This window comes from Glutamicibacter halophytocola (genome assembly GCF_001302565.1).
GTDB classification, from domain to species: Bacteria; Actinomycetota; Actinomycetes; order Actinomycetales; family Micrococcaceae; genus Glutamicibacter; species Glutamicibacter halophytocola.
Genome location: NZ_CP012750.1, coordinates 2,636,041 through 2,659,889, shown reverse-complemented (window position 1 = coordinate 2,659,889; position 23,849 = coordinate 2,636,041). Strand labels below are relative to the sequence as shown.

The window sequence follows — 23,849 nt, the reverse complement described above, 5'->3', positions numbered from 1 at the left end:
ATTACCGTCAGGAAACATAGATTGAGAATCAAAGTTTTATTGTGTGGGCTCATCGCTGTTGCCCTATTGACCTTGGCATCCAGCCTGTCTTCCCTGACGTGGCCCATGGGCGCGGTCACCGCAATATTACAGCTGGTTTTTGCCTACACCTGGCCGCGCATGGTCCGCTCCGATGCGCCGTGGCCCATCACCATAATTCTTGCGTTGTGCTCGCTTGCTGCCACCGCCGCAACAATTTTCATGCCCGGTGCCTCGGTGATGTCACATAGCGTGGAAGCCATCGCGGTTGGCGTGCTGTTGGTGTTCATCAGCCAGGTGTTGCGTGGAGCAGAAGCCGAAGGCCGCCTCGCAGGCGTCGTGTCTGGTGTCACTGGCATGGTGCTGGCCGTCCTGGGCTCAGCGTGGGCTGCCAGCGCGCTGGTTGGCTATGGATTTGGGCTCACCGTCGTCACCGTCATTTCGCTGCTTGGGGCTGGCGCAGTCGTCGTCACCCGCTTGCCGAATCGGATCACGATGCTGCTGGCGCCATTGGTAGCGGTGGCTCTGGGTGCTGCCGCCAGTGCGCTTCCCATAGATATCCTGTGGTTCCAAGGTGCCGTGATGGGCCTTCTGGCAGGCCTGCTCGTCGGTTCATTGCGAGCACTCGCCTTGGCGAGCAAAAGCGTGCGCAATGTCAGCGGGATCCTTGGCCTGTCGTGCGGAATCATCCTGCTCAGCGGTGCTGCCAGCTGGTACGCCATGGAGGTTCTGGCGTTCATATAGCGCAACATCGTGCGGGGTATGTCACGCGTGTCGAAGTTATGGTTCTTGTCGCGCTAAGATGAAGCCATGAATGAAAATTATCTTGCACTCGAAATTTTCTTCCAGGCACTTGTCGTGATCGCCGGTCTAGGCATGGCGGGCTTCGCAGGCTTGGTAGTAAAGCGCCTCTTCCAAGGTCAGAAGTAAAAGCAGCGCACACAATAACGTGTGCGCTGCTTTTCATTTCACCACTGACGAATAGGAGCGAGTAGTCCATGGCATTTGATCTCCCTACGGACCTCACCCCGGAACTAGTACCTTTCGCATGGCTCATTGGCACTTGGGAAGGTGCTGGACGGCTTGGCGAAGGCGAAGCCGAGGATGGGTACTTTTGGCAGCAAGTCACTTTCCGTGACGTTGGCGGCCCATATCTTGAATATCGCAGCGAATCGTGGCTCACCGAAGCCGACGGAACCAAGCTGCGGATTCTTGCCGTTGAAAACGGCTTCTGGTCCCTGGATCGCCAGCAGCAAGATGCCGACGCTGGCCCAGGAATGACCCCAGGCGACATCTTCCCGGTACTGCGTTCAGCCGATGACGTGCAGAAGCTGCACACCGACGAAGGCTTCAAGATCCAGGCGCACATCGTGCATCCTGGAGGTCTTTCCGAGCTCTACTACGGGCTGATTGATGGCCCGCGCATCCAGCTGGCCACCGAAGGCCTTCTGCGCAGCAAGAACGCCAAGCCCTATGCATCATCAACTCGCATCTACGGGCTGGTGAACGGCGAGCTGTTCTGGCGTTGGGATGTATCCCAGGGCAACCTGGATCTGCAGGCCCACGCTTCTGCGGCCCTCAAGCGCGTAGCCGCCGAAGATTCGGTGAACTAGCCATGGGCACTGGATACCAGTCCGTTCTCCTGCAGCGCGACGGCGCCGTAGAAGCAGGTGGCGTCGATGCCGGAGTGGCAGCACATTATGGCGCTCCCACGCGTGAAGCTCGCAAGCTGGCCGAAGGCAAGGCTATCGCTGATCTGAGCCATTTTGATGTGCTTGAGATCCGAGGCGAAGACCGTCGAAGCTGGCTCGATACCCTGAGCAGCCAGCGTATTAATAACCTGGAACCGGGGCAGAGCACCCAGACGCTGCTGCTCTCGATCCAGGGCCGGGTTGAGCACGAGATGAAGGTGCTGGCGGACCAGGACCGGTTGATTCTCATAGTTGAACCTGGCGCGGGTGCCGCGCTGGAGCAGTTCTTGAATTCCATGCGTTTCATGCTGCGTGTTGAGGTCAATAACCTTTCCCTTACCCATGGCGTCCTGGCGGCTACCCGGCCGATTCCGGGCACCGAGGCGCCGGTGTGGACTGACCCGTGGCCGGGTGTCGCTCCGGGAGGGTGGGCCTACTCTCGCGAGGACCATCCGGGCAAGGAACGGCCTTGGCTGTTGCATGTGGTGGCTATCGATGAGCTGGCGTCAGCAGCAGCTGACGAGGATCTGGCCGGTATGATGGCGGTCGAGGCTCTGCGCATTGCCGCTTGGGAGCCGCGCTTCGGCGCGGAAATCGACGACAAGACCATCCCGCATGAGCTGGACTGGCTGCGCACCGCGGTGCATCTGGAAAAGGGCTGTTACAAGGGCCAGGAAACGATTGCCCGGGTGCACAACATCGGGCATCCGCCGCGCCGTGTCGTGTTCTTGGACCTTGACGGTTCGATGCACACCCTGCCGTCCACCGGGGCAGAGATCAAGGTGGGGGAGCGCACCGTCGGACGCGTCACCTCGGCCGCGTTGCACTACGAGGCAGGGCCGATTGCCCTGGCCGTGATCAAGCGCAACGTGGATCCAGAAACAGTTCTGTCTGTGGTCGACGGCGAAACCAGCTACCCGGCGTCGCAGGATGTCATCGTGACTCCTGACGCTGGACAGGTGGCAGGGCGCTTTACCGGATTCCTCCGCACCCCGCCACAGGGCTAGGAATCGCATTAAACTGCAGAAGGCTGGAATAAGCTGCACATACGAAGATGGCCGGGAATGCTAAGCATTCCCGGCCATCTTCATTTGCCTGCCAGACCTCGGTATTAACCGAAGAGGACTGCGGCTTCCTCGTAGCGGTCCATTGGAACGCGCTTGAGGTTATTCAAAGCGGCCCGCAACGGCACGCGCAGGACCTTGGTGCCGTGCAGGGCAACCATGGTGCCCCAAGCGGTTTCGTTCACGGAGTCCACGGCGGCCATGCCCAACCGCGTAGCCAATACACGGTCGAATGCGGTTGGCACGCCGCCGCGCTGGATATGTCCAAGAACCGTGGCGCGAGTTTCGATGCCGGTGCGCTCTTCGATGACCGGGGCGAGCATTTCGCCAATGCCGCCCAAGCGTGCACGGCCAAAGGTATCCACGCCGCGGACCGAGAAGGCTTCTTCCATGCCCTCGGGAACAAAACCTTCGGCAACCACTACCAACGGTGCACGACCGCGCTCATGCGCTTCGGTAACCCACTGGCAGATCTGTTCCATCGGCGTGGACACTTCAGGAATCAGCACTGCGTGAGCGCCCGAGGCCATGCCAGCGTGCAAGGCAATCCAGCCAACGTGGCGGCCCATCACTTCGGCAACCATGCAGCGGTGGTGCGAGTCGCCGGTGGTGCGCAGGCGGTCTATTGCTTCAACCGCAATCTGGTTGGCCGTGTCGAAACCGAAGGTGTAGTCGGTAGCGTCCAGGTCGTTGTCGATGGTCTTGGGGACACCGACAATAGGCAGTCCTTCGGCGCACAGGCGCTGTGCCCCGGCCAAAGTGCCTTCGCCGCCAATGGCGATCAGCGCGTCAATGTTGTTGTCCTTGAGCACGCGGGCGATATTCTCTGCGCCGCCTAGCTCGCCTTCAAAGGCGTTGGTGCGCGAGGTTCCCAAGATGGTGCCACCCTGCTTGGCGATGCCTCGGACAGCGGTGCGAGGCAGGTCAAAGAAGTCGCCTTCTTTGACACCGCGCCAGCCGTCGCGGAAGCCAACGAACTCGTAGTCGTAGCTTTTGATGCCGTTCAGGACGGCTCCTCGGATGACGGCATTCAAGCCCGGGCAGTCTCCGCCCGAGGTCATGATTCCAACGCGCATTGGGCCTCGCTTCGTAAACTTGGAAAGCCTTGTGCAACTGGTTGGACGCTATTGCATGGCAACGGCGCTAGAGCAACAAGGAATTCCGTTCGGATGTCAATTAATATCCGCGCGTCATTGAGCATCAATTCTGCATGACAGTCTACGTGCTTAAAGCCACAAGGGCGAGTTGCAAGTCACCGAAGTGACCGCATCTCGCCCTGCGGCTCAAGCTGCCGTCATGAATTCCGCGAAACACTGCGGAAATCTAGAGGTCCTAAAACTTTCGCAGCCAGTTCTGCAAAATGATGCTGTTGTCCTGAGCCGGGATCAGGAGCCAGGCGACGATGTAGGCACCGATGCCGAAGACCGGCAGCAAGAAGGAAAGCAGCAGTGCGATGCGCACGATGGTGACGTCCCAACCGAACTTGTCGGCGATGCCGCCGGCGACACCGCCAGCAAGGCGTGAAGGCCCGCGGCGAAGCGGCATTGAACGAAGGGAATTGAAGAATTTGTCCATGGTGAATCTCCTTTGAATTGGATGAGTTTGAAAAGCTAGAGGCTAGGGTCGCTTGGTGCGGGAATTTCCGTTTCGCGTTGACGGCGTTTGCCGGCCGCGGACAGTCCCGAAATGACCATTGCCACGCCAGCAAAGGCGACAACGATGATCAGGAACAATGGCATGTCAAAGCTCCAGTGGAAGAATGTCCGGCTCAGTGTTGCCACCGAGACCACAATCAGGATCAGTCCGAAGACCAAGGTTCCGGTGGGAAACTTTTTAGGTTGCAGGGAATCGTTGCCCATGGTTGCTCAGTCCTTAGAATTCCGGGTTGATGACGGTGGGTGTAGCCGTGGTGGCCACCTCGGTACTGACGGACGAGAACAACCCGTCGACTTCGATGGTCAGCAGCGGTGCGTCCTCATCCAATTGGCGTTGATCCTGTGGCAGTTCAAGACCCATCTGGGAGTTGAAGACGCCATCCGAAGTCACTTTCACCGGTACGTTCGGCGGGAGCTTCAAATCCAATCGGGAGAACACCGAATCAACTTCCACGGTAGTTGGCGTGCTGATCGAGTCAAGGTAGGTCAGATCAATGGTGGAGCGGCTGAAAACTGCGCTGTAATCATTGCCGCCGGGTTCCGAGCGAACCGCCTGGCGGTCCTCGGTGCCGAACGCGGAACCGGAAAAGACCAGAGTCAGCACCAGCAAGGGAATGCCCAAGCCCAGAAGCCCGCCGCTGGTGCGCCGCACCAGGGCTGCGAAGACGACGAAGAGTCCGGTGATCAGCAAACCGGCGGCTAGGGCTACGCCCCAACCGGCACCGGGTAAATCGATGATGTGAAGGTAGTCAGCGCAGAGCACCGCGGCGATCGCCAGGATGCTCAAGCCTGCTGCAGTCGTGGACAGCCATCCTGGGATCGGTTCAGCAGCTTGCGCTTTGCGAGCTGCCTTGCCCTTGAATGAATCCTGGTTGTAAGGCCGGGTGTATTTGGGATCAGGAGTATACGCATAGTCGTAACCACTGGTCTGTTGCTGTGGATCCGGGTTGCCGTTAGCCACGGTTTCCTCCTGATCGATATGGTTCGCGCTGGTCGGCTGCGTGCTGGACGGGGCGCTGCTGCTAAAGGTGAATGCATCCTTGCGCCAAGGCTTTTCCATCGCGGTGGTGTGAGGCGAAGCAGCAGGTGGAGCTTGCTCCTTGGCCGGCTTAGCCGGCCGTTGCCTCTCGAACTTTGTATTCTTCCGGCTGAAAATGATGAAAAGAACGGCGGCAACGATTGCCACCGGCCACAAGACAGGAGCTACTGAATCCAGAATCCACTGTGCAGGAAAGATTCCCAAGGCCACCAGAACCACAGCACCGGTCATGCCGCTGGTCCAGTCCTTGTCGATCGCTCGTTCCAGGTGGATGCGGCCTTGCTGGTCAGGCAACAAAGCCCAGGCCAAGCCGTAGAGAATGAGCCCTAGGCCACCGAGGAAGCCGAGCACGACGACGATGCCGCGCGCCAGAATCACATCGATCTTGAAATAATCTGCTATTCCTGTGGCGACACCACCGAGCCACCGCGACTCTTTGCGGATAATTGGTGATTTGCCCAGCTGGCTGAAAAAGCCCCGACGCCCAGACCCCGAATTGTTCATAGCTCCATGATCTCGTGTTCTTGCCGGGCACCGCTATGAGGGGATACCCTGAACTTCCCCTAGGGGTGCCCCTAGATGTGGTGATCAAACACCAAAAATCGGTCATAACGTGCTTGACTTAGAACTATGGAAAGCCCTGAACGAAGCCTTTTGGTGCGCAGCGAGCATCGCATGATCGCTGGCGTCAGTGGCGGACTGGCAGCCCATCTGGGAATTCCACTGAATTACGTCCGGCTGGGGTTTATCGCCTTGACCGCCTGTGGCGGTATCGGAATCCTGCTCTACGCGTGGCTTTGGGTCTTTGTCCCAAGCGCGGAAGAAGCACAGGCCGATGAAATCAGGTCCTGGGGAACCAGAAGGCGAAGCCTTGCCGAGGAGATGAACAGGGTCCAGCAGGGCTTGTTCCGCTCCAGGGAAGGATGGGAGAAGAATTCCTCCTGGCGTGAACTTCTGATCGGCTGCGGGCTGCTGGTGCTGGCCGTGCTGGCTTTGGCCCAGTGGTCAGGATGGAATATCCGCTGGGATCTGATCTGGCCTTCGCTGGGAATCATTGCCGGAATACTCTTGGCATGGCTGCAATTGGATGAACAGGTCACCAGGCCGGGCAGGAAGAAATCGGCGCCGCTTCTGATTCGGCTTGGCCTGGGGTTGTTGCTGGTCATCGGTGGCTTGCTTACCATCCTCAGCGGTTCCGTCGGCGTGGCGGATCTGCTGGGCGGGATGTGGGCCGCGATAGCCATTATCGTCGGTGCAGTGGTCGTCTTGCTGCCATGGGGGACTAGGCTTTGGCGCGATTTCCTGGCCGAAAGAAGTTCCAGGCAGGCATCCGCACAACGCGCGGAGTTCGCAGCCCACTTGCACGATTCGGTCTTGCAGACCTTGGCCGTCATCCAAAAGCGCAGTGATGACCCTGCCGCGGTGCGGACCTTGGCCCGCATCCAGGAACGCGAGTTGCGCCAGTGGCTCTACGGCAACCAGGACCTGGACGATGAAGACGTTGTGGTCGAGGTGCAACACGAAGCCAGCGACATCGAACAATTGCTGCTGCGCGATGTTGAAGTCATCGCCGTGGGAAACGCCCAAGGCTTCGAAGGGCAGCAGGCGCTGGTCGCGGCTACCAGGGAAGCCATGATGAATGCGGCCAAGCACGCGCCGGGCAAGATCTCCGTCTACATCGAGTGCTCGGAGACTGCTGTTGAAGTCTTTGTCCGCGACCGCGGGGAGGGTTTTGACTTTGGCGGGATTCCCGAGGACCGACATGGAGTGCGGGAGTCGATTATTGGACGCATGCAGCGTGCTGGTGGCAAGGCCACGATACGCAGCAGCGAAACCGGAACCGAGATCCGGCTGAGCATGCCTAGGAACACTACGCAGGAAGAACCACATTCATGAGTATCGAAAACAGCACCCAAAGCTATCGTGTAGTCCTTGTCGACGATCACGCGATTTTTCGCTCCGGCTTGAAAGCGGACCTCGCCAATGACATGCAAATAGTTGGGGAGGCAGGAAGCGTTGAGGAAGCCATCGCGGTGATTACCGAGCAAAAGCCTGATGTGGTGTTGCTTGATGTCCACCTGCCTGGCGGACGGGCTGGGGGAGGCGCCGAAGTCCTGAAGAATTGCACCCAGCTGCTGGGGACAACGAAGTTCCTGGCGCTGAGTGTTTCTGATGCAGCGCAAGATGTGGTCACGGTGATCCGCGCCGGTGCGCGCGGCTATGTCACCAAGAGCATTTCGGGTGAGGAAATCTCTGATGCGGTGCGTCGTGTGGCCGCTGGCGACGCGGTCTTTTCGCCGCGCCTGGCCGGTTTTGTGCTTGATGCATTTGGCAGCAGCACCGCAGTATCGGCCGTCGATGAGGAACTGGATCTGCTCTCGGACCGCGAATTGCAGGTCATGCGCTTGATCGCCCGCGGCTACAGCTACAAGGAAGTGGCTACGGAATTGTTCATCTCGGTGAAAACCGTGGAGTCCCACGTATCGAATGTCCTGCGCAAGCTTCAGCTGTCCAATCGGCATGAACTCACCCGCTGGGCCGTGGACCGGAAGATCCTTTAATCGCAGCGGGGCAAAAAACTGCCGGTGGCCCAAGGAGTTCCTTGGCCCACCGGCAGTCTGCGTTGAGGCTGTGCCTACTTGGCTTCGCCGAGCAATTTGGCGATGCGTGCTACGCCTTCAGCGAGATCGGCATCCCCCAGCGCGTAGGACATGCGGATGTAGCCCGATGGACCAAAGGCTTCGCCTGGGACAACGGCGACCTCGGCCTGCTCCAGGATGAAGGCGGCCAATTCGGCGCTGGTGTTGTTGACGACGCCGCGGATTTCACGGCCGAGCAGTCCTCGAACGTCCGAGTATGCGTAGAACGCGCCTTCCGGAGTTGGGCAGTGCAGGCCGTCAATGGCGTTCAGGCCCTCGACGATGGCCAGGCGGCGGCGGTTGAAAGCGGTCTTCATTTCATTGACAGCATCCAATGGGCCGGAGACGGCAGCCAGCGCGGCACGCTGGGAAACGTTGGCAACGTTCGAGGTGGCGTGCGACTGCAGGTTGGTGGCGGCCTTGATGACGTCGGCTGGGCCGGCCATCCATCCAACGCGCCAACCGGTCATGGCGTAGGTCTTGGCGACGCCGTTGAGGATGACGACGCGGTCTTCCAGCTCCGGAGCCAGGGTGGCGATGGAGCTGAAGCTGGCATCTCCGTAGGTCAGGTGCTCGTAGATTTCGTCGGTGACAACCCACAGGCCCTTGGAAGCTGCCCACTGGCCGATCTCGCGAACCTGCTCTGGCGAGTACACCGCGCCCGTAGGGTTCGACGGCGAAACGAATAGCAGCACCTTGGTGCGATCGGTCAGCACGGACTCGAGCTGCTCCACAGTGACCTTGTAGCCCTGTTCCGGGCCTGCGAAGATCGAGACCGCCTTGCCGCCGGCCAGCTGAATAGCTTCAGGGTAGGTGGTCCAGTATGGAGCTGGAACGATGACCTCGTCGCCTGGATCGAGCAAGGTGGCGAAGGTGTTGTACACGGCCTGCTTGCCGCCGTTGGTCACCAGGACCTGGGATGCGGAGATCTCATAGCCGGAGTCGCGCAGGGTCTTTTCCGCAATGGCTTCGCGCAGCTCTGGAAGGCCAGCAGCAGGGGAGTAGCGGTGGTTCTTCGGATCTGTTGCAGCTTTGAGCGCAGCTTCAACAATGTAGCCAGGCGTTGGGAAGTCAGGTTCACCGGCACCGAACCCGATGACTGGGCGTCCAGCGGCTTTCAGGGCCTTGGCCTTGGCGTCGACGGCGAGGGTCGCGGATTCGGAGATTGCGCCGATGCGGCGAGAAATTCGAGACATGTGAGAATTCGTCCTGAAGTCTATGGGGACAGCTGTTGTTTCCCAGTTTAGTTCCCTGCACCCCAGATCAATCGACCATGAGTGAAAATGACATCAACGCGGATCAATGGGCGCTGATCTATGCGTTCTGCGCCACACCATGGGTTGTCAGTTCGACATTTGCGATTTCGTTGCGTAAAGTTATTTCTCGTTGCCGAGACATCGCAACGGAACAAGCTTGATGCTTTTATCCGCTAAGATGATCTAGGTGGAGCGAGAAAAGCTCCGAAGGGTAGTGGCGCAATTGGTAGCGCAGCGGTCTCCAAAACCGCAGGTTGCAGGTTCGAGTCCTGTCTGCCCTGCGCAGTAGCGATTTTGTCGCTCAGCGAATTACTCACGTCACGGTGTGTTGTGGTCGGTCAGGCTACGACGCACCGTGATTGTTTCAACTGGCCAAAAAAATTGAAACGAGGAAGAACGTGACCGAATCTGCTCTCAACTCTGGAAAGAGTAAGCAGAAGAAGGGCTTTTTTGCCCAAATCATGCTGTTTTTCCGTCAGGTAATCGCGGAACTTAAAAAGGTAGTCACCCCGACCCGTAGCGAATTGCTCAATTACTTCTTGGTAGTTGTCGGATTTGTTGTCGTGGTGATGCTGATCGTGACAGCCCTGGATTTCGTCTTTGGGCAAGGTTCGATCCTCCTGTTCACTAAACAGGTAGAACAGTAAGTTTAGTTGCCTCGGAGGTATAATCGCCCCCGAGGCAATTTCAGTGTCATTCAGTCAAAGAAAGCAGGAGCTGCAGTGTCCGACAAGGAACTCGAACCGCAGATTAATGACGAGGTCGAAAACGAGTTCGTTGAAGCCGACAGCGATCAGGTAGATGCAGCCGCTGAGGTTGATATCGACTCGACCGAAGCCCCAGCCGCAGATGCTGAAGATGCCCAGGTTGCTGAAGTTGAATCTGACGAAGATGCTCAGGTTGCTGAATCTGACGTAGAGGTTGAAGAAGCCGACGCCGAGGAATCCGGCGAAGACAAGGTTGCTCGCCTCAAGGAAGAATTCCGTTCGAAGCTGCGCCGCCTGCCTGGTGACTGGTTTGTCATCCACACCTACGCCGGCTACGAAAACCGCGTCAAGGTGAACCTGGAAACCCGTATCCAGACCCAGGACATGGAAGAGTTCATCTACGACATCCAGGTGCCGATGGAAGAAGTCGTTGAGGTCAAGAACACCCAGCGCAAGATCGTCCGCCGCGTGCGCATCCCGGGCTACGTCCTGGTTCGCATGGAGCTCACCGACGCTTCGTGGGGTGTTGTTCGACACACTCCAGGCGTCACCGGTTTCGTTGGAAACGCCCACGATCCCAACCCGCTGAACCTCGACGAAGTGTTCTCCATGCTTGAGCACACCGTGGTCGACCCAGTAGAGCAGCCATCGGCTTCCAAGCCTGGTCGTGCTCCAATCACTGAGGTCACTGTGGACTTCGAGGTTGGCGAATCGGTTATCGTCAACGATGGTCCATTCGAAACGATGCCGGCCACGATCTCGGAAATCAAGCTGGATGCAGCTCAGCTGGTGGTACTGGTTTCGATCTTCGAACGCGAAACCCCAGTGACCCTGAACTTCAACCAGGTCACCAAGATCCAGTAGTATTAAGTCTTCGTGCCCCATATCGGTCGCTTATCGATGTGAGGGCGCGTTTGGCTGTCGCGCCACGATAGCCAGATCCCCGTGCCACGCTCCTGTGCCGCGGGAAACGCAAGAGTAAGAAGGACCCGACATGGCCCCAAAGAAAAAGGTCACCGGACTCATCAAGCTGCAGATCCAGGCAGGTGCTGCTAACCCAGCTCCGCCAATTGGTCCAGCCCTTGGTCAGCACGGCGTCAACATCATGGAATTCTGCAAGGCTTACAACGCAGCGACCGAGTCGCAGCGCGGTAACGTGATTCCAGTTGAAATCACCGTCTACGAAGACCGTTCGTTCACTTTCATCACCAAGACTCCTCCTGCAGCAGAGCTGATCAAGAAGGCTGCTGGCATTGCAAAGGGTTCGGGCACTCCTCAGTCCCTGAAGGTTGCAAACCTGACCCAGGCACAGGTTGAGGAAATCGCCACCTCCAAGATGGCTGACCTGAACGCAAACGATCTGGCTGCCGCAGCCAAGATCATCGCCGGTACCGCTCGCTCCATGGGTGTGACCGTAGAAGGCTAATTCCGCCTTCCGCTGTTCACCTGGTGAAGAGCAACAAAGAATTTAATCTAAGGCGAAACGATCAGCTGATCGATTCGCCCGTGGCAGGACCGCGCGCGGTCCATATGACCACGACTGCATAAGGAGAAAACGCAGATGGCAAAGCGCAGCAAAGCATACGTAGCCGCCGCGGCTAAGATCGATGCCGACAACAACGTCTACGCTCCGGCCCAGGCAATTGCCCTGGCCAAGGAGACCGCAGGCGAGAAGACCAACTCGACCGTTGAGGTTGCTTTCCGCTTGGGTGTTGACCCACGCAAGGCTGACCAGATGGTCCGCGGTACCGTCAACCTTCCACACGGCACCGGCAAGACCGCCCGCGTGGTTGTTTTCGCTAACGGCGACAAGGCAGAAGCAGCTCGCGAAGCTGGCGCCGACTTCGTTGGCTCGGACGACCTGATCGAAAAGATCCAGGGCGGCTGGGTTGACTTCGACGCAGCAGTTGCTACCCCTGACCTGATGGGCAAGGTTGGCCGCTTGGGTAAGGTACTGGGTCCTCGTAACCTGATGCCAAACCCTAAGACCGGTACCGTAACCATGGATGTTGCCAAGGCAGTTACCGACATCAAGGGCGGCAAGATCGACTTCCGCGTCGACAAGCACTCGAACCTGCACTTCATCATTGGCAAGGTTTCGTTCGACCAGAAGCAGCTGACCGAGAACTACGCAGCAGCTCTTGAAGAGGTATTGCGCCTGAAGCCTTCGGCTTCGAAGGGCCGCTACATCTCGAAGGCCACCCTCGCAACCACCTTCGGTCCAGGCATCCCTGTTGACCCGAACGTGACCCGCGTCGAGGCCTAAGCCTAGTAGCTTAATCAATTGAGGGAGCATGCCGATTGCCGGCATGCTCCCTCAGTGTTTAACCGGCGATTCCAGCCTGTTCCGCGAAGCCCGTGTGCAGATAGGAAACCATAATTGCCGGTGATAGGCTTGGACTGCCGAGTAATTCGGACATCTGTGTATGGATCCCCCAAGGCTATACACCGATGAGGCTTAGAAGTTCCCCAAGCTTCTAGGCCCGACGGGACTTATTGCCCGTGTTCCCCAAGCGCAGGTAAATAAGTCCCGTCACCCCAAACCACTTCTAAGTGATCAGTATCATGATCCTGGGTCCAGCTTCGATTTGCTGTGCCCCGATGATCTGGCTTAGACTGGAACTACCGAAGACCGTCGGTTGAACAATTGGATTCCCAATGTTCCTAAAGGTCCGCAAGGACAACCAACGCAGGTTACATAGATTTGCTTTAACTTGAATGAGTTGAACTGCCCTGTGCTCCTGCGCGGGGCTATTTTTATGGCCTCGCCGGTTTTGAAACGGTACCGAACAAATCCCCGGAAGGAGTGTTATGGCAACCCCGAGCAAGACTGCAGCGATTGAAGAAATCACTGCGGACTTTAACGAAGCAACCGCGGCTGTCTTGACCGAATACCGTGGGCTTACCGTTGCACAGCTCAAGGATCTGCGCCGCTCGCTTGGTCAGGAGACCAAGTACGCAGTTGTGAAGAACACCTTGACCGCAATCGCAGCTAAGAACGCTGGCATCGATGCATTCGATGAGCAGCTTTCCGGCCCAACTGCTATCGCCTTCGTAAAGGGCGACGCTGTTGCTGCTGCTAAGAGCCTCACGGAATTCGCCAAGACCAACGACAAGCTGGTTATCAAGACCGGCTGGTTCGAAGGCAAGGCGCTGGACCAGAGCGGCATCGCTGCACTGGCCGCACTGGAATCCCGCGAAACCCAGCTCGCTCGCGTTGCTGCAGTACTGCAGGCTCCGGCCTCCGCTGCTGCTCGCGTCGTCGATGCACTGCGTGCAAAGCTCGAAGAGGACAACGGCGGCGCTGCTGCCGAGGAAGCTCCGGCAGAAGCCTAAGCTTTCGCGATCTCTCGCAACGTAATCCCAAATTCATTAGGCCCCCGGGCCAAAACCGAAAGGACGCCGACCATGGCGAAGCTCAGCAACGAAGAGCTGCTTTCCGCATTCAAGGAAATGACCATCATCGAGCTTTCCGAGTTCGTTAAGGAATTCGAAGAGACCTTCGACGTAACCGCTGCTGCTGTTGCAGTTGCCGGTCCTGCTGCTGGCGGCGAAGCTGCTGCAGAAGAGAAGACCGAATTCGACGTTGTTCTGGAATCGGCTGGCGACAAGAAGATCGCAGTGATCAAGGAAGTTCGCGCAATCACTTCCCTGGGCCTGAAGGAAGCCAAGGAGCTCGTTGACAGCGCTCCAAAGGCTCTGCTTGAGGGTGTTGCAAAGGACGCTGCCGAGAAGGCTAAGGAAGCTCTGGAAGCTGCCGGCGCTACCGTCACCGTTAAGTAAGTTCTGCGGTCACTCGCAACTTATTGCCAAGGGGTTCACAGGCGAAAGCCTGTGGGCCCCTTGGCCGTTAACTGGTACTTTCATCTGAATTGTTTTATAACGTTTCTATTAACAGCGTTTATTCAAGTTCAATGTATATGCTAAATAGGTGTCGAATTCTCTAGCTCCCCGGACCCATGCAACTGCGCCGAGACTTGGTCTATTGGACGCACTGCGTATCACCGCTGCTCTGATAGTGGTGTTCTACCACTACACGGCTTGGGGACATGACCACTGGGGGACCAAGGCTCCAGAATTCTGGCCGGTGCTCTCGGAATTCACCCGGTATGGCCAATTGGGAGTGCAGCTTTTCTTCTTGATTTCAGGCTTCGTGATCCTGATGTCCTTGCAGGGCAAAAACGTCATCGGATTCATCGGATCACGTGTCGGAAGGCTCTATCCAGCCTATTGGCTGGCCGTCATTGCCGCAGCAGTGCTGTCATTGAAAATCTGGCCAGCGGGCAACGACGGGCGAACCGCCAGCGATATCCTGCCAAACCTGACGATGATGCAGTCGGCCTTCAACATCCAGGACCTCGATGGCGTCTATTGGACGCTGTGGGTTGAGCTGCGCTTTTATATCCTGCTCGGCCTGCTGCTGGCCCTCGGGCTGGTCAAGAACAAGCACATTATGTGGTTGTGCGCGTTGTGGCCGGCCATTGGCCTCTATCTTCACTTCACCCAGCTGGATAAGGTTCAGGACTGGTTCGCCGGCCAATATGCCGCCCTCTTCGCCGCCGGCATGATGATGTACTTGATCTACCAAAACGGCCACACGCTCCTGCGCTGGCTGCTGCTGATTCTTGATACCGCAATCGCCGCATTCTTCACCGGAATCAAGGGCCGCTTCGATGCTGGCTATCTTTCCGGACTCGACGTTCCAGCGTGGCACTTCCAAGTGCTCGCGGTGGTTTGCGTAGCCATTTTGGCGGTATGCACGCTGACGCCGCTCAAGCACATCCAGACACGATGGATGGCCGTTGCTGGTTCGCTGACTTTCCCGCTATACCTTTTCCACCAGCTGTGGGGCTGGTGGATCATCGAAGAACTTCATGGCGTCATGAACAAGTACGTGCTGCTCTTCGGATTGGTTGTGTTCATGCTGGGTTGGGCGTACCTGGTAGCCCGATTTGTCGAGCGGCCAGTTGGCTTGCCATTGCGCAACGCCACGATCACGACGCTGAACGTCACCTCCGAATGGGTCAAGAAGGCGATGAGCCGTCCGCCGCTATCTATTCCGGAGCCGAAATATCAGCAATCGTGGCATCAAACCCGGTAACCAGATCCTGCGGGTGAACCAGCAGCCCGTGGCCACGATCGCCGCTGCCGAGCCCGATATGCTCAGGTACCGGCTCCTCGAAAACGCTGGCATCGATGTACACCGGAAGTACCGAATGCGAGCCGAAGGGGGTAATGGTTCCGCTTTCGTAGCGCGTGACATCCCAGGCAACGCCGGAATCCGGCAGCGAGAGCTTGTTGACGCCCAGCTGGCTGCGCAATTTTGCCCAGTCCAGCTTGCGGCCTCCGGGAATCAACGCGAAAACGAAGGTGTCATCAGATTTCTTGATCACCAGGGTCTTCAACAGGTTGGCGGGCTGGATTCCCAAGGCCTCGGCCGCCTCCTCCAAGGACTTCACCTTGTCGCGCGGTACCAGCTCAATGGGGATGTTTCGGCGCGAAGCGTCGAGCGTTACTCGGGTCAATGCTTCGTCGGACTGCAACTTGTTCATTGGTTCTCCTGAGCGTCGATGTTTGCCCCAGCATAGTCATAAGGGAGTGAAGATTCCATGAGGCACGGGTGCATGTCCCGACGGGGTTCAGCCATCTGCCCACCGGACAGGGCGCGGGAACGGAACTGCTGCAAGGACTGGTCCGAAGGGGAATGAAAAATTTCGATTGCGGATGATCCGCGGGGCGCCGAAGGGTTGTCAGATGCGGCAAATTCGGTGATGTGACAAAACGCATATGGCTTCGGGCAAACAGTCATTTCGCGTGGCTGATGTGCGCGTCAAGCGTTCCACGGCAGTAGCGTATCTGCCAAGAATCTGCGGGATCAGTAGGCTAAACGCGATCAGGGGAGTAGGGCGGCGAAGCCGGGGGAGCCAGCGGTTTCTCGGGGAATTGGCATCGCTGGGGCCGGGCATAATCCAGGGGCGAAAACTATAGCACGGATTTGTGCACCGAGTATCGACAACCGGAAATTACTCCGGTAGAGTAGAAATTTGCGCCTTACTGTTTGCGCGCGCGACCTTCATATAGCGGTGGGTTCGTGCGGTCCCAAAAGAGGAACTGTCCTATGGCAGGTACCTTAGCACGGTAAGCGTTCGGAAACCTGACGGTCTTTGGAAGGATCCATCTTGGTCGCCTCGAGCAACCCTAACAACCAAACCGCTAGTTCGGCTCGCGATGCTGCATACGCTGGCCGACTTTCTTTTGCAAAGATTCACGAACCACTTGAAGTGCCTAACCTGCTGGCATTGCAGACCGAGAGCTTTGACCGCCTCGTCGGCAACCAGAACTGGGTAGAGCGTCTGGCCAAGGCAGAAGCCGCTGGCGACTTCAGCGTGCCCAACACCTCGGGCCTGGCTGAAATCTTCGAGGAAATCTCCCCGATCGAGGACTTCCAGGACACCATGTCCTTGAGCTTCTCGGAGCCGGAGTTCGCTGATCCCAAGTACTCGATTGCCGAGTGCAAGGACCGCGACGCCACTTACTCGGCACCGCTGTATGTCAAGGCCGAATTCATGAACAATGAAACCGGCGAAATCAAGCAGCAGACCGTGTTCATGGGCGATTTCCCGCTGATGAGCGAAAAGGGCACCTTCATTATCAACGGCACCGAGCGTGTCGTTGTGTCCCAGCTGGTTCGCTCCCCAGGTGCTTACTTCGAGTCCGCACCGGACAAGACCAGTGACAAGACGATTTACTCGGCACGTATCATCCCATCGCGTGGTGCATGGTTCGAGCTGGAAATCGATAAGCGCGACCAGATCGGCGTGCGCCTCGACCGCAAGCGCAAGCAGTCGGTCACCGTGCTGCTCAAGGCCCTGGGCTGGAGCGAAGAGCAGATCCTGTCCGAGTTCGGCCAGTACGATTCGATGCGCGCCACCTTGGAAAAGGACAGCATCAAGGACCAGGACGAAGCGCTGCTTGATATCTACCGCAAGCTGCGTCCAGGCGAGCCCCCAACGGTCGAGGCCGCTCAGGCACTGTTGAAGAACATGTACTTCGAGCCTAAGCGCTACGACCTGGCCAAGGTTGGCCGCTACAAGATCAACCGCAAGCTAGGTGTCGAGACCCCGGTTAACGCCGAGAATGCATCGGTGCTGGCACTTGACGATCTCGTTGCCATGATCCGCTACCTCGTTGCGCTGCACGCCGGCGAGAAGACCGTTCAGGGCACCCGCAAGGGCGAGATCGTTGACATCCCGGTCAACGTGGATGACATCGACCACTTCGGCAACCGTCGCATCCGCGCCGTGGGCGAACTGATCGAGAACCAGGTCCGCACCGGCCTGTCCCGCATGGAGCGTGTTGTGCGCGAGCGCATGACCACCCAGGACGTCGAGGCGATCACCCCGCAGACCCTGATCAACATCCGCCCTGTTGTGGCTGCCATCAAGGAGTTCTTCGGAACCTCGCAGCTCTCGCAGTTCATGGACCAGAACAACCCGCTGGCCGGCCTGACCCACAAGCGCCGCTTGTCGGCTCTGGGCCCAGGCGGCCTGTCCCGTGACCGCGCAGGCATGGAAGTTCGAGACGTTCACCCGTCGCACTACGGCCGCATGTGTCCTATTGAAACTCCCGAAGGCCCGAACATCGGTCTGATCGGTTCGTTGGCAACCTACGGCCGCATCAACGCCTTCGGTTTCATCGAAACCCCATACCGCCGCGTGTCCAACGGTGTCGTCTCCAATGAGGTCGACTACCTGACCGCAGACGACGAGCTGCAGCACTACATCGCACAGGCCAATGCGCCTCTGGATGAGAACGGCCGCTTCTTGGAAGAGACCGTTCTGGTTCGTGAAAAGGGCGGTGGCGGCGAGCCTGTTATCGTCGACGCGGCTGAAGTGACCTTCATGGACGTTTCGCCTCGCCAGATGGTGTCGGTAGCTACCGCGCTGATTCCATTCCTCGAGCACGACGATGCCAACCGAGCACTGATGGGCGCCAACATGCAGCGCCAGGCTGTGCCGCTGCTGAAGTCGGAGCGCCCGCTGGTTGGTACCGGCATGGAGAAGTTCGCGGCAGTTGACGCCGGCGACTCCGTGGTGGCTTCCAAGCCAGGTGTGGTCACCGAGGTCTCGGCTGACCTTGTGGTTGTCATGAACGATGACGGCACCGAGTCGATGTACCCGATCATGAAGTTCGCACGCTCGAACCAGGGCAACGCCTACAACCAGCGCGTCCGCGTGTCCGAAGGCGATCGCCTGGAGTTCCAGTCGATCATCGCCGACGGCCCGTCCACCGACTCCGGTGAGCTGTCCCTGGGCAAGAACCTGCTCGTGGCATTCATGTCCTGGGAAGGCTACAACTACGAGGATGCGATCATCCTCTCCCAGCGCATGATCTTCGACGACGTGCTCACCTCGATCCACATCGAAGAGCACGAAGTTGACGCCCGCGACACCAAGCTCGGTGCCGAGGAAATCACCCGCGACATCCCGAATGTCTCGGAAGACATCCTCTCCCAGCTAGATGACCGCGGCATCGTCTACATCGGTGCCGAGGTTGAAGCCGGCGACGTGCTGGTTGGCCGTGTCACCCCTAAGGGCGAGACCGAGCTGACCCCGGAAGAGCGTCTGCTGCGTGCCATCTTCGGCGAGAAGTCCCGCGAAGTCCGCGATACTTCGCTGAAGGTTCCGCACGGCGAGTCCGGCACCGTCATTGGTGTCCGCATCTTCGACCGCGACAACGACGATGACCTTTCCCCTGGTGTCAACCAGCTGGTCCGCGTCTACGTTGCCCAGAAGCGCAAGATCTCCATCGGTGACAAGCTCGCTGGCCGCCACGGTAACAAGGGTGTTATTTCCCGCATCCTGCCACTGGAGGATATGCCATTCCTCGAGGACGGCACTCCGCTGGATATCATCCTGAACCCGCTGGGTGTGCCAGGCCGTATGAACGTCGGCCAGGTTATGGAAATCCACCTGGGCTGGGCTGCCAAGCAGGGCTGGAAGATCGAGGGCGAGCCTGAGTGGGTTCGCGATCTGCCGAACCTGCCACGCGAGTCCGAGTCCACCACCGTGGCAACTCCAGTGTTCGACGGCGCTTCGGAAGAAGAAATCCGCGGCATCCTGGATTCGACCAACAAGACCCGCGACGGGGTGCGCCTGATTGGCAACTCCGGCAAGGCGAAGCTGTTTGACGGCCGCTCCGGCGATCCGTTGCCAGATCCGATTTCCGTTGGCTACATGTACATCTTGAAGCTCCACCACCTGGTGGACGACAAGATCCACGCCCGTTCCACCGGTCCATACTCCATGATCACCCAGCAGCCATTGGGTGGTAAGGCCCAGTTCGGTGGCCAGCGCTTCGGTGAAATGGAAGTTTGGGCACTGGAGGCTTACGGTGCCGCTTACACGCTGCAGGAAATCCTGACCATCAAGTCGGATGATATCCACGGTCGCGTTAAGGTCTACGAAGCTATCGTCAAGGGCGAGAACGTTCCAGAGCCTGGTGTTCCAGAATCGTTCAAGGTGCTCATCAAGGAAATGCAGTCGCTGTGCTTGAACGTCGAGGTACTTGGTACCGACGGCAACACTATCGAAATGCGTGAGTCGGACGAGGAATCGTTCCGCGCCGCTGAAGAGCTGGGCATCGACCTTTCACGGTCGGAGCCGAACTCCGTAGAGGAAGTTTAATTTGACGCCCTGCCTGCAGTGAAGCTGCAGGCAGCGGCCGAGAATTCAACCCTCATTCGTATCGACTTCAGACACCACAGAAGAGAGAAAAGGACCATATGTCCAGCGATTCCTCATTCGGCCTCATGCGAATCAACCTTGCCACCGCGGAAGAAATCCGTGGATGGAGCTACGGCGAGGTCAAGAAGCCGGAAACCATTAACTACCGCACCCTGAAGCCGGAGAAGGACGGTCTTTTCTGCGAAAAGATCTTCGGCCCTTCCCGCGACTGGGAATGCTACTGCGGCAAGTACAAGCGCGTGCGCTTCAAGGGCATCATCTGCGAGCGTTGTGGCGTTGAGGTGACCCGTGCGAACGTTCGTCGTGAGCGCATGGGCCACATCGAGCTTGCAGCTCCAGTGACCCACATCTGGTACTTCAAGGGCGTTCCATCGCGCTTGGGCTACCTGCTTGATCTGGCTCCGAAGGACCTCGAAAAGGTCATCTACTTCGCTGCCTACATGATCACCGGTGTTGACGAGGCACGTCGCCACGCCGAAATGCCTAACCTGCAGGCCCAGCACGACCTGGAACTGCGCAACCTGGCGAACAACGCAGAAGCTGACAAGAAGGCTGTTGCAGCCGACCTGGAAGCCGAGCTGGAGCGCCTGGAAGCAGATGGCGCCAAGAACGCCGAACTGAACAAGGCCCGTACCCTGGCCGAGAAGACCGTTCTGCAGATCGACAAGCGCGCCAAGGCCGAGGCCGAGCGCCTGCGTGCGGTCTGGGAGCGCTTCAAGGGCCTGAAGGTCGCCGACCTCGAAGGCGACGAAGGCCTGTACCGCACCATGCGCGAGAAGTACGGACTGTACTTCGAGGGCTCCATGGGTGCAGAAGCGATCCAGAAGCGCCTTGAGAACTTCGATCTGGCCGGCGAAGCTGAAGAGCTGAAGACCATCATCGAGAACGGCAAGGGCCAGAAGAAGGCCCGCGCCCTCAAGCGCCTTAAGGTTGTCAATGCCTTCCTGGTCAATGGCAACTCGCCTAAGGGCATGGTGCTTGACGCCGTTCCAGTGATCCCGCCAGAACTGCGCCCAATGGTCCAGCTCGACGGTGGCCGTTTCGCCACCTCGGACCTGAACGACCTGTACCGCCGCGTGATCAACCGCAACAACCGCCTCAAGCGCCTGCTTGATCTCGGTGCGCCAGAGATCATCGTGAACAACGAAAAGCGCATGATGCAGGAAGCTGTTGACTCGCTGTTCGACAACGGCCGCCGTGGCCGTCCGGTCACCGGTCCAGGTAACCGCCCGCTGAAGTCCCTGAGCGACATGCTCAAGGGCAAGCAGGGTCGTTTCCGCCAGAACCTGCTCGGCAAGCGCGTTGACTACTCGGGCCGTTCGGTCATCGTGGTTGGCCCGCAGCTGAAGCTGCACCAGTGCGGCCTGCCTAAGCAGATGGCCCTGGAGCTCTTCAAGCCGTTCGTGATGAAGCGCCTGGTTGACCTCAACCACGCACAGAACATCAAGTCGGCCAAGCGCATGGTCGAGCGCTACCGCCCGCAGGTCTGGGACGTTCTCGAAGAGATCATCACCGAGCACCCGGTATTGCTCAACCGTGCGCCAACCCTGCACCGCTTGGGCATCCAGGCCTTCGAGCCACAGCTGGTTGAAGGCAAGGCCCTTCAGCTGCACCCATTGGTTTGCGGCGCCTTCAACGCCGACTTCGACGGTGACCAGATGGCAGTCCACCTGCCGCTGAGCCCAGAAGCCCAGGCTGAAGCCCGCATCCTGATGCTGTCCTCGCACAACATCTTGAAGCCTTCCGATGGCCGCCCAGTGGCATTGCCTTCGCAGGATATGATCATCGGCTTGCACCACTTGACCACCAAGCGTGCTCATGAGATCGGCGCCGGCCGCGTGTTCTCCACGATCTCCGAGGCCATCATGGCCAAGGACCGTGGCGAGCTGCACCTGAACGCACCGATCAAGGTCCGCGTGCCGAACTTCGTTCCTTCCGAGGAGCAGCCTGCTCCTGAAGGCTGGGAGCCAGGCACCGACGCATTGCTGGAGACCTCGCTGGGCCAGGTGCTGTTCAACGACACCCTGCCAGCGGACTACCCATGGGTTGCCCGCGTCGCCGGCAAGGATGCACTCTCGGAGATCGTCAACGATCTGGCAGAGCGCTACCCGAAGATCGTCGCCGCAGCTACCCTGGACAACCTGAAGGATGCCGGTTTCTACTGGGCCACCCGCTCGGGCGTCACCGTGGCAATCTCGGACATCACCTCGAACATGGACAAGGCAGCCATCCTTGCGCCATACGAGGAACGCGCCGCCAAGGTGCAGGCTTCCTACGACAAGGGCCTGATTGCGGATACCGAACGCCGCCAGGACCTGATCGACATCTGGACCAAGGCTACCGACGAGGTTGCCGAGGCCATGAAGAACGGCATGGAAGAGTTGAACACCATTAACCGAATGGTGACTTCCAAGGCTCGTGGTAACTACCTGCAATTGCGCCAGATTGCCGGTATTCGTGGTCTGGTGTCCAACCCTAAGGGTGAAATTATTCCTCGCCCGATCAAGTCTTCCTACCGTGAAGGCCTGTCGGTTCTGGAGTACTTCATCGCGACCCACGGTGCGCGTAAGGGCCTGGCCGATACCGCACTGAAGACCGCAAACTCGGGTTACCTGACCCGTCGCCTGGTCGACGTGTCGCAGGATGTCATCGTTCGCGAAGAGGACTGCGGCACCAAGCGCGGCTTGACCGTTGCCATTGCGGATAACTCCGCGGGCATTCGCGTCAAGCACGAAACCGTTGAGAACTCGGCTTACACCCGTACCCTGGCCGCCGACGTCAAGGACGCCGAAGGCACCGTACTGGCAACCGCCGGTTCCGATGTGGGCGACGTGCTGATCGAGTCGCTGTACAACGCAGGCGTGGATGAAATCCGCGTTCGCTCCGTGCTGACCTGCGACTCGGCTGTTGGAACCTGTGCACTGTGCTACGGCCGTTCGCTGGCCAGCGGCAAGACCGTGGACATCGGCGAGGCTGTTGGCATTATCGCCGCACAGTCCATCGGCGAGCCTGGTACCCAGCTGACCATGCGTACCTTCCACACCGGTGGTGTGGCATCGGCTGACGATATCACCCAGGGTCTGCCTCGTATCCAGGAACTGTTCGAAGCCCGTACCCCTAAGGGTGTGGCTCCGATGTCCGAGGTCACCGGTCGCGTGTCGATCGAGGACGACGAGAAGCAGCTGCGTGTTGTGGTCACCCCGGACAACGGCGACGAGAAGCAGGCCTACCCGGTTCTGCGTCGTGCTCGCCTGTTGGTCGAGGAAGGCCAGAACATTGTTGCCGGTACCCAGCTCACCAGCGGTACCTTGGATCCGAAGCAGGTTCTTCGAGTCCTCGGCCCACGTGAAGCACAGAAGTTCCTGGTCCGCGAAGTCCAGGATGTGTACCAGTCCCAGGGTGTAGGCATCCACGATAAGCACGTGGAAGTCATCGTCCGCCAGATGCTGCGTCGCGTCACCGTGATCGAGTCCGGCGAGACCGAGTTGCTGCCAGGCGAGTTGGCCGACCGTTCGCGCTTCACCGCTGCGAACCGCAAGGCTGTCACCGAAGGCAAGCGTCCAGCTGCCGGTCGTGACGAGATGATGGGTATTACCAAGGCATCGCTGGCTACGGACTCGTGGCTGTCGGCTGCTTCCTTCCAGGAAACCACTCGCGTCCTGACCCAGGCCGCGATGGAAGGCAAGGAAGATCCGCTGCGCGGCCTGAAGGAGAACGTGATCATCGGTAAGCTGATCCCGGCCGGCACCGGTCTGGATCGCTACACCCAGGTCAACGTCGAGCCAACCGATGAGGCAAAGGCAACTTTGTTCACCGGCACCTCGGCCTTCTCCTCGGGTCTGTACGACGATGCGCTGGAAGGCGGGCTGTCGCCTGAATTCCGTGCCATCTCGATGGACGACTACGACCACGGTTCGGACTTCCGCTAAATTCGGAAAGAACACCGCTAGGTAGTTGACCCAGCGCCTGCCCGCACGAAAGTGCGGGCAGGCGCTGGGCGTTTAACCGCTGCCCGCCAGGCTCGGGCAGGGAAA

The 23,849-nt window shown here is 58.8% G+C and carries 21 protein-coding genes and 1 tRNA gene; 16 read left to right on the top strand and 6 right to left on the bottom strand.

Features of this window, described 5'->3' with window-relative positions; translation table 11 throughout:
- Positions 1-21 precede the first annotated feature (21 nt).
- The 3 genes from AOZ07_RS12255 (at position 22) to ygfZ (ending at position 2,716) form a co-directional block, all read left to right on the top strand.
- Complete coding sequence (locus tag AOZ07_RS12255; RefSeq protein ID WP_146275742.1) at positions 22-762, top strand: hypothetical protein; 741 nt, start codon at positions 22-24, stop codon at positions 760-762.
- Positions 763-1,016: 254 nt separating this feature from the next.
- The gene (locus AOZ07_RS12250; RefSeq protein ID WP_060702243.1) at positions 1,017-1,631 is read left to right on the top strand and encodes a heme-binding beta-barrel domain-containing protein; all 615 of its coding nucleotides are present in this window, start codon (positions 1,017-1,019) and stop codon (positions 1,629-1,631) included.
- Between the two features lie 2 nt (positions 1,632-1,633).
- A complete protein-coding gene (gene ygfZ / locus AOZ07_RS12245; protein WP_084793242.1) occupies positions 1,634-2,716 on the top strand; it encodes a CAF17-like 4Fe-4S cluster assembly/insertion protein YgfZ in 1,083 nt (360 codons plus the stop codon).
- Between the two features lie 104 nt (positions 2,717-2,820).
- Here ygfZ and AOZ07_RS12240 read toward each other — a convergent pair whose 3' ends face one another.
- From AOZ07_RS12240 to AOZ07_RS12225, 4 genes are all read right to left on the bottom strand, one after another.
- Complete coding sequence (locus AOZ07_RS12240; protein WP_060702242.1) at positions 2,821-3,849, bottom strand: 6-phosphofructokinase; 1,029 nt, start codon at positions 3,847-3,849, stop codon at positions 2,821-2,823.
- Positions 3,850-4,105: 256 nt separating this feature from the next.
- Complete coding sequence (locus AOZ07_RS12235) at positions 4,106-4,348, bottom strand: PspC domain-containing protein (RefSeq protein ID WP_060702241.1); 243 nt, start codon at positions 4,346-4,348, stop codon at positions 4,106-4,108.
- Positions 4,349-4,383: 35 nt separating this feature from the next.
- Positions 4,384-4,632 carry a LapA family protein gene (locus AOZ07_RS12230; RefSeq protein WP_060702240.1) on the bottom strand — a complete coding sequence of 83 codons (249 nt, stop codon included), beginning with the start codon at positions 4,630-4,632 and terminating at the stop codon, positions 4,384-4,386.
- Between the two features lie 13 nt (positions 4,633-4,645).
- Positions 4,646-5,971 carry a PspC domain-containing protein gene (locus AOZ07_RS12225; RefSeq protein ID WP_060702239.1) on the bottom strand — a complete coding sequence of 442 codons (1,326 nt, stop codon included), beginning with the start codon at positions 5,969-5,971 and terminating at the stop codon, positions 4,646-4,648.
- 126 nt (positions 5,972-6,097) lie between these two features.
- Between AOZ07_RS12225 and AOZ07_RS12220 the strand changes: the two genes are divergently transcribed.
- Both AOZ07_RS12220 and AOZ07_RS12215 read left to right on the top strand, forming a co-directional pair.
- On the top strand, positions 6,098-7,363 hold the full coding sequence (locus tag AOZ07_RS12220; protein WP_075972491.1) for an ATP-binding protein: 1,266 nt from the start codon (positions 6,098-6,100) through the stop codon (positions 7,361-7,363).
- Positions 7,360-8,028: a LuxR C-terminal-related transcriptional regulator gene (locus AOZ07_RS12215; RefSeq protein ID WP_060702237.1), complete on the top strand. Its 669-nt coding sequence runs from the start codon at positions 7,360-7,362 to the stop codon at positions 8,026-8,028. The genes AOZ07_RS12220 and AOZ07_RS12215 overlap by 4 nt, the downstream gene beginning before the upstream one ends.
- A gap of 74 nt (positions 8,029-8,102) precedes the next feature.
- Here AOZ07_RS12215 and AOZ07_RS12210 read toward each other — a convergent pair whose 3' ends face one another.
- Positions 8,103-9,302 carry a pyridoxal phosphate-dependent aminotransferase gene (locus tag AOZ07_RS12210; RefSeq protein WP_060702236.1) on the bottom strand — a complete coding sequence of 400 codons (1,200 nt, stop codon included), beginning with the start codon at positions 9,300-9,302 and terminating at the stop codon, positions 8,103-8,105.
- 77 nt (positions 9,303-9,379) lie between these two features.
- Between AOZ07_RS12210 and AOZ07_RS18845 the strand changes: the two genes are divergently transcribed.
- The 9 genes from AOZ07_RS18845 (at position 9,380) to AOZ07_RS12170 (ending at position 15,170) form a co-directional block, all read left to right on the top strand.
- Positions 9,380-9,523 carry a hypothetical protein gene (locus tag AOZ07_RS18845; RefSeq protein ID WP_171918772.1) on the top strand — a complete coding sequence of 48 codons (144 nt, stop codon included), beginning with the start codon at positions 9,380-9,382 and terminating at the stop codon, positions 9,521-9,523.
- A gap of 47 nt (positions 9,524-9,570) precedes the next feature.
- A tRNA-Trp gene (locus tag AOZ07_RS12205) sits at positions 9,571-9,643 on the top strand.
- Between the two features lie 117 nt (positions 9,644-9,760).
- Positions 9,761-10,009 carry a preprotein translocase subunit SecE gene (secE, locus tag AOZ07_RS12200; RefSeq protein WP_060702235.1) on the top strand — a complete coding sequence of 83 codons (249 nt, stop codon included), beginning with the start codon at positions 9,761-9,763 and terminating at the stop codon, positions 10,007-10,009.
- Positions 10,010-10,084: 75 nt separating this feature from the next.
- Positions 10,085-10,933 carry a transcription termination/antitermination protein NusG gene (gene nusG, locus AOZ07_RS12195; RefSeq protein WP_060702234.1) on the top strand — a complete coding sequence of 283 codons (849 nt, stop codon included), beginning with the start codon at positions 10,085-10,087 and terminating at the stop codon, positions 10,931-10,933.
- A gap of 130 nt (positions 10,934-11,063) precedes the next feature.
- The gene (gene rplK, locus AOZ07_RS12190; protein ID WP_060702233.1) at positions 11,064-11,495 is read left to right on the top strand and encodes a 50S ribosomal protein L11; all 432 of its coding nucleotides are present in this window, start codon (positions 11,064-11,066) and stop codon (positions 11,493-11,495) included.
- Between the two features lie 135 nt (positions 11,496-11,630).
- Entirely contained in the window at positions 11,631-12,335 is a 705-nt protein-coding gene (gene rplA / locus AOZ07_RS12185; RefSeq protein ID WP_060702232.1) for a 50S ribosomal protein L1, read from the top strand.
- A 545-nt stretch (positions 12,336-12,880) separates the two neighbouring features.
- Positions 12,881-13,405, top strand: coding sequence for a 50S ribosomal protein L10 (rplJ, locus tag AOZ07_RS12180; RefSeq protein WP_060702231.1), 525 nt, complete (start codon positions 12,881-12,883; stop codon positions 13,403-13,405).
- A gap of 72 nt (positions 13,406-13,477) precedes the next feature.
- The gene (gene rplL, locus AOZ07_RS12175) at positions 13,478-13,852 is read left to right on the top strand and encodes a 50S ribosomal protein L7/L12 (protein ID WP_060702230.1); all 375 of its coding nucleotides are present in this window, start codon (positions 13,478-13,480) and stop codon (positions 13,850-13,852) included.
- Between the two features lie 202 nt (positions 13,853-14,054).
- The gene (locus tag AOZ07_RS12170) at positions 14,055-15,170 is read left to right on the top strand and encodes an acyltransferase family protein (protein WP_236995185.1); all 1,116 of its coding nucleotides are present in this window, start codon (positions 14,055-14,057) and stop codon (positions 15,168-15,170) included.
- Here the strand turns inward: AOZ07_RS12170 and AOZ07_RS12165 are convergent.
- On the bottom strand, positions 15,124-15,621 hold the full coding sequence (locus tag AOZ07_RS12165) for an aminoacyl-tRNA deacylase (protein WP_060702228.1): 498 nt from the start codon (positions 15,619-15,621) through the stop codon (positions 15,124-15,126). The genes AOZ07_RS12170 and AOZ07_RS12165 overlap by 47 nt on opposite strands.
- A 627-nt stretch (positions 15,622-16,248) precedes the next feature.
- Here AOZ07_RS12165 and rpoB point away from each other — a divergent pair.
- The gene (gene rpoB / locus AOZ07_RS12160; protein ID WP_060703441.1) at positions 16,249-19,755 is read left to right on the top strand and encodes a DNA-directed RNA polymerase subunit beta; all 3,507 of its coding nucleotides are present in this window, start codon (positions 16,249-16,251) and stop codon (positions 19,753-19,755) included.
- A gap of 98 nt (positions 19,756-19,853) precedes the next feature.
- Entirely contained in the window at positions 19,854-23,744 is a 3,891-nt protein-coding gene (locus AOZ07_RS12155) for a DNA-directed RNA polymerase subunit beta' (protein WP_060702227.1), read from the top strand.
- Positions 23,745-23,849 lie beyond the last annotated feature (105 nt).

What these genes read in the sequence shown, in the direction of transcription:
- rplJ (WP_060702231.1), top strand. Translation starts at nt 12,881, where the DNA reads ATGGCAACCCCGAGCAAGACTGCAGCGATTGAAGAAATCACTGCGGAC.
- AOZ07_RS12230 (WP_060702240.1), bottom strand. Translation starts at nt 4,632, where the DNA reads ATGGGCAACGATTCCCTGCAACCTAAAAAGTTTCCCACCGGAACCTTG.
- AOZ07_RS12210 (WP_060702236.1), bottom strand. Translation starts at nt 9,302, where the DNA reads ATGTCTCGAATTTCTCGCCGCATCGGCGCAATCTCCGAATCCGCGACC.
- ygfZ (WP_084793242.1), top strand. Translation starts at nt 1,634, where the DNA reads ATGGGCACTGGATACCAGTCCGTTCTCCTGCAGCGCGACGGCGCCGTA.
- rplK (WP_060702233.1), top strand. Translation starts at nt 11,064, where the DNA reads ATGGCCCCAAAGAAAAAGGTCACCGGACTCATCAAGCTGCAGATCCAG.
- AOZ07_RS12220 (WP_075972491.1), top strand. Translation starts at nt 6,098, where the DNA reads ATGGAAAGCCCTGAACGAAGCCTTTTGGTGCGCAGCGAGCATCGCATG.
- AOZ07_RS12225 (WP_060702239.1), bottom strand. Translation starts at nt 5,971, where the DNA reads ATGAACAATTCGGGGTCTGGGCGTCGGGGCTTTTTCAGCCAGCTGGGC.
- rplL (WP_060702230.1), top strand. Translation starts at nt 13,478, where the DNA reads ATGGCGAAGCTCAGCAACGAAGAGCTGCTTTCCGCATTCAAGGAAATG.
- AOZ07_RS12155 (WP_060702227.1), top strand. Translation starts at nt 19,854, where the DNA reads ATGTCCAGCGATTCCTCATTCGGCCTCATGCGAATCAACCTTGCCACC.
- AOZ07_RS12235 (WP_060702241.1), bottom strand. Translation starts at nt 4,348, where the DNA reads ATGGACAAATTCTTCAATTCCCTTCGTTCAATGCCGCTTCGCCGCGGG.
- rplA (WP_060702232.1), top strand. Translation starts at nt 11,631, where the DNA reads ATGGCAAAGCGCAGCAAAGCATACGTAGCCGCCGCGGCTAAGATCGAT.
- AOZ07_RS12250 (WP_060702243.1), top strand. Translation starts at nt 1,017, where the DNA reads ATGGCATTTGATCTCCCTACGGACCTCACCCCGGAACTAGTACCTTTC.
- AOZ07_RS12215 (WP_060702237.1), top strand. Translation starts at nt 7,360, where the DNA reads ATGAGTATCGAAAACAGCACCCAAAGCTATCGTGTAGTCCTTGTCGAC.
- AOZ07_RS12165 (WP_060702228.1), bottom strand. Translation starts at nt 15,621, where the DNA reads ATGAACAAGTTGCAGTCCGACGAAGCATTGACCCGAGTAACGCTCGAC.
- AOZ07_RS12240 (WP_060702242.1), bottom strand. Translation starts at nt 3,849, where the DNA reads ATGCGCGTTGGAATCATGACCTCGGGCGGAGACTGCCCGGGCTTGAAT.
- AOZ07_RS18845 (WP_171918772.1), top strand. Translation starts at nt 9,380, where the DNA reads ATGAGTGAAAATGACATCAACGCGGATCAATGGGCGCTGATCTATGCG.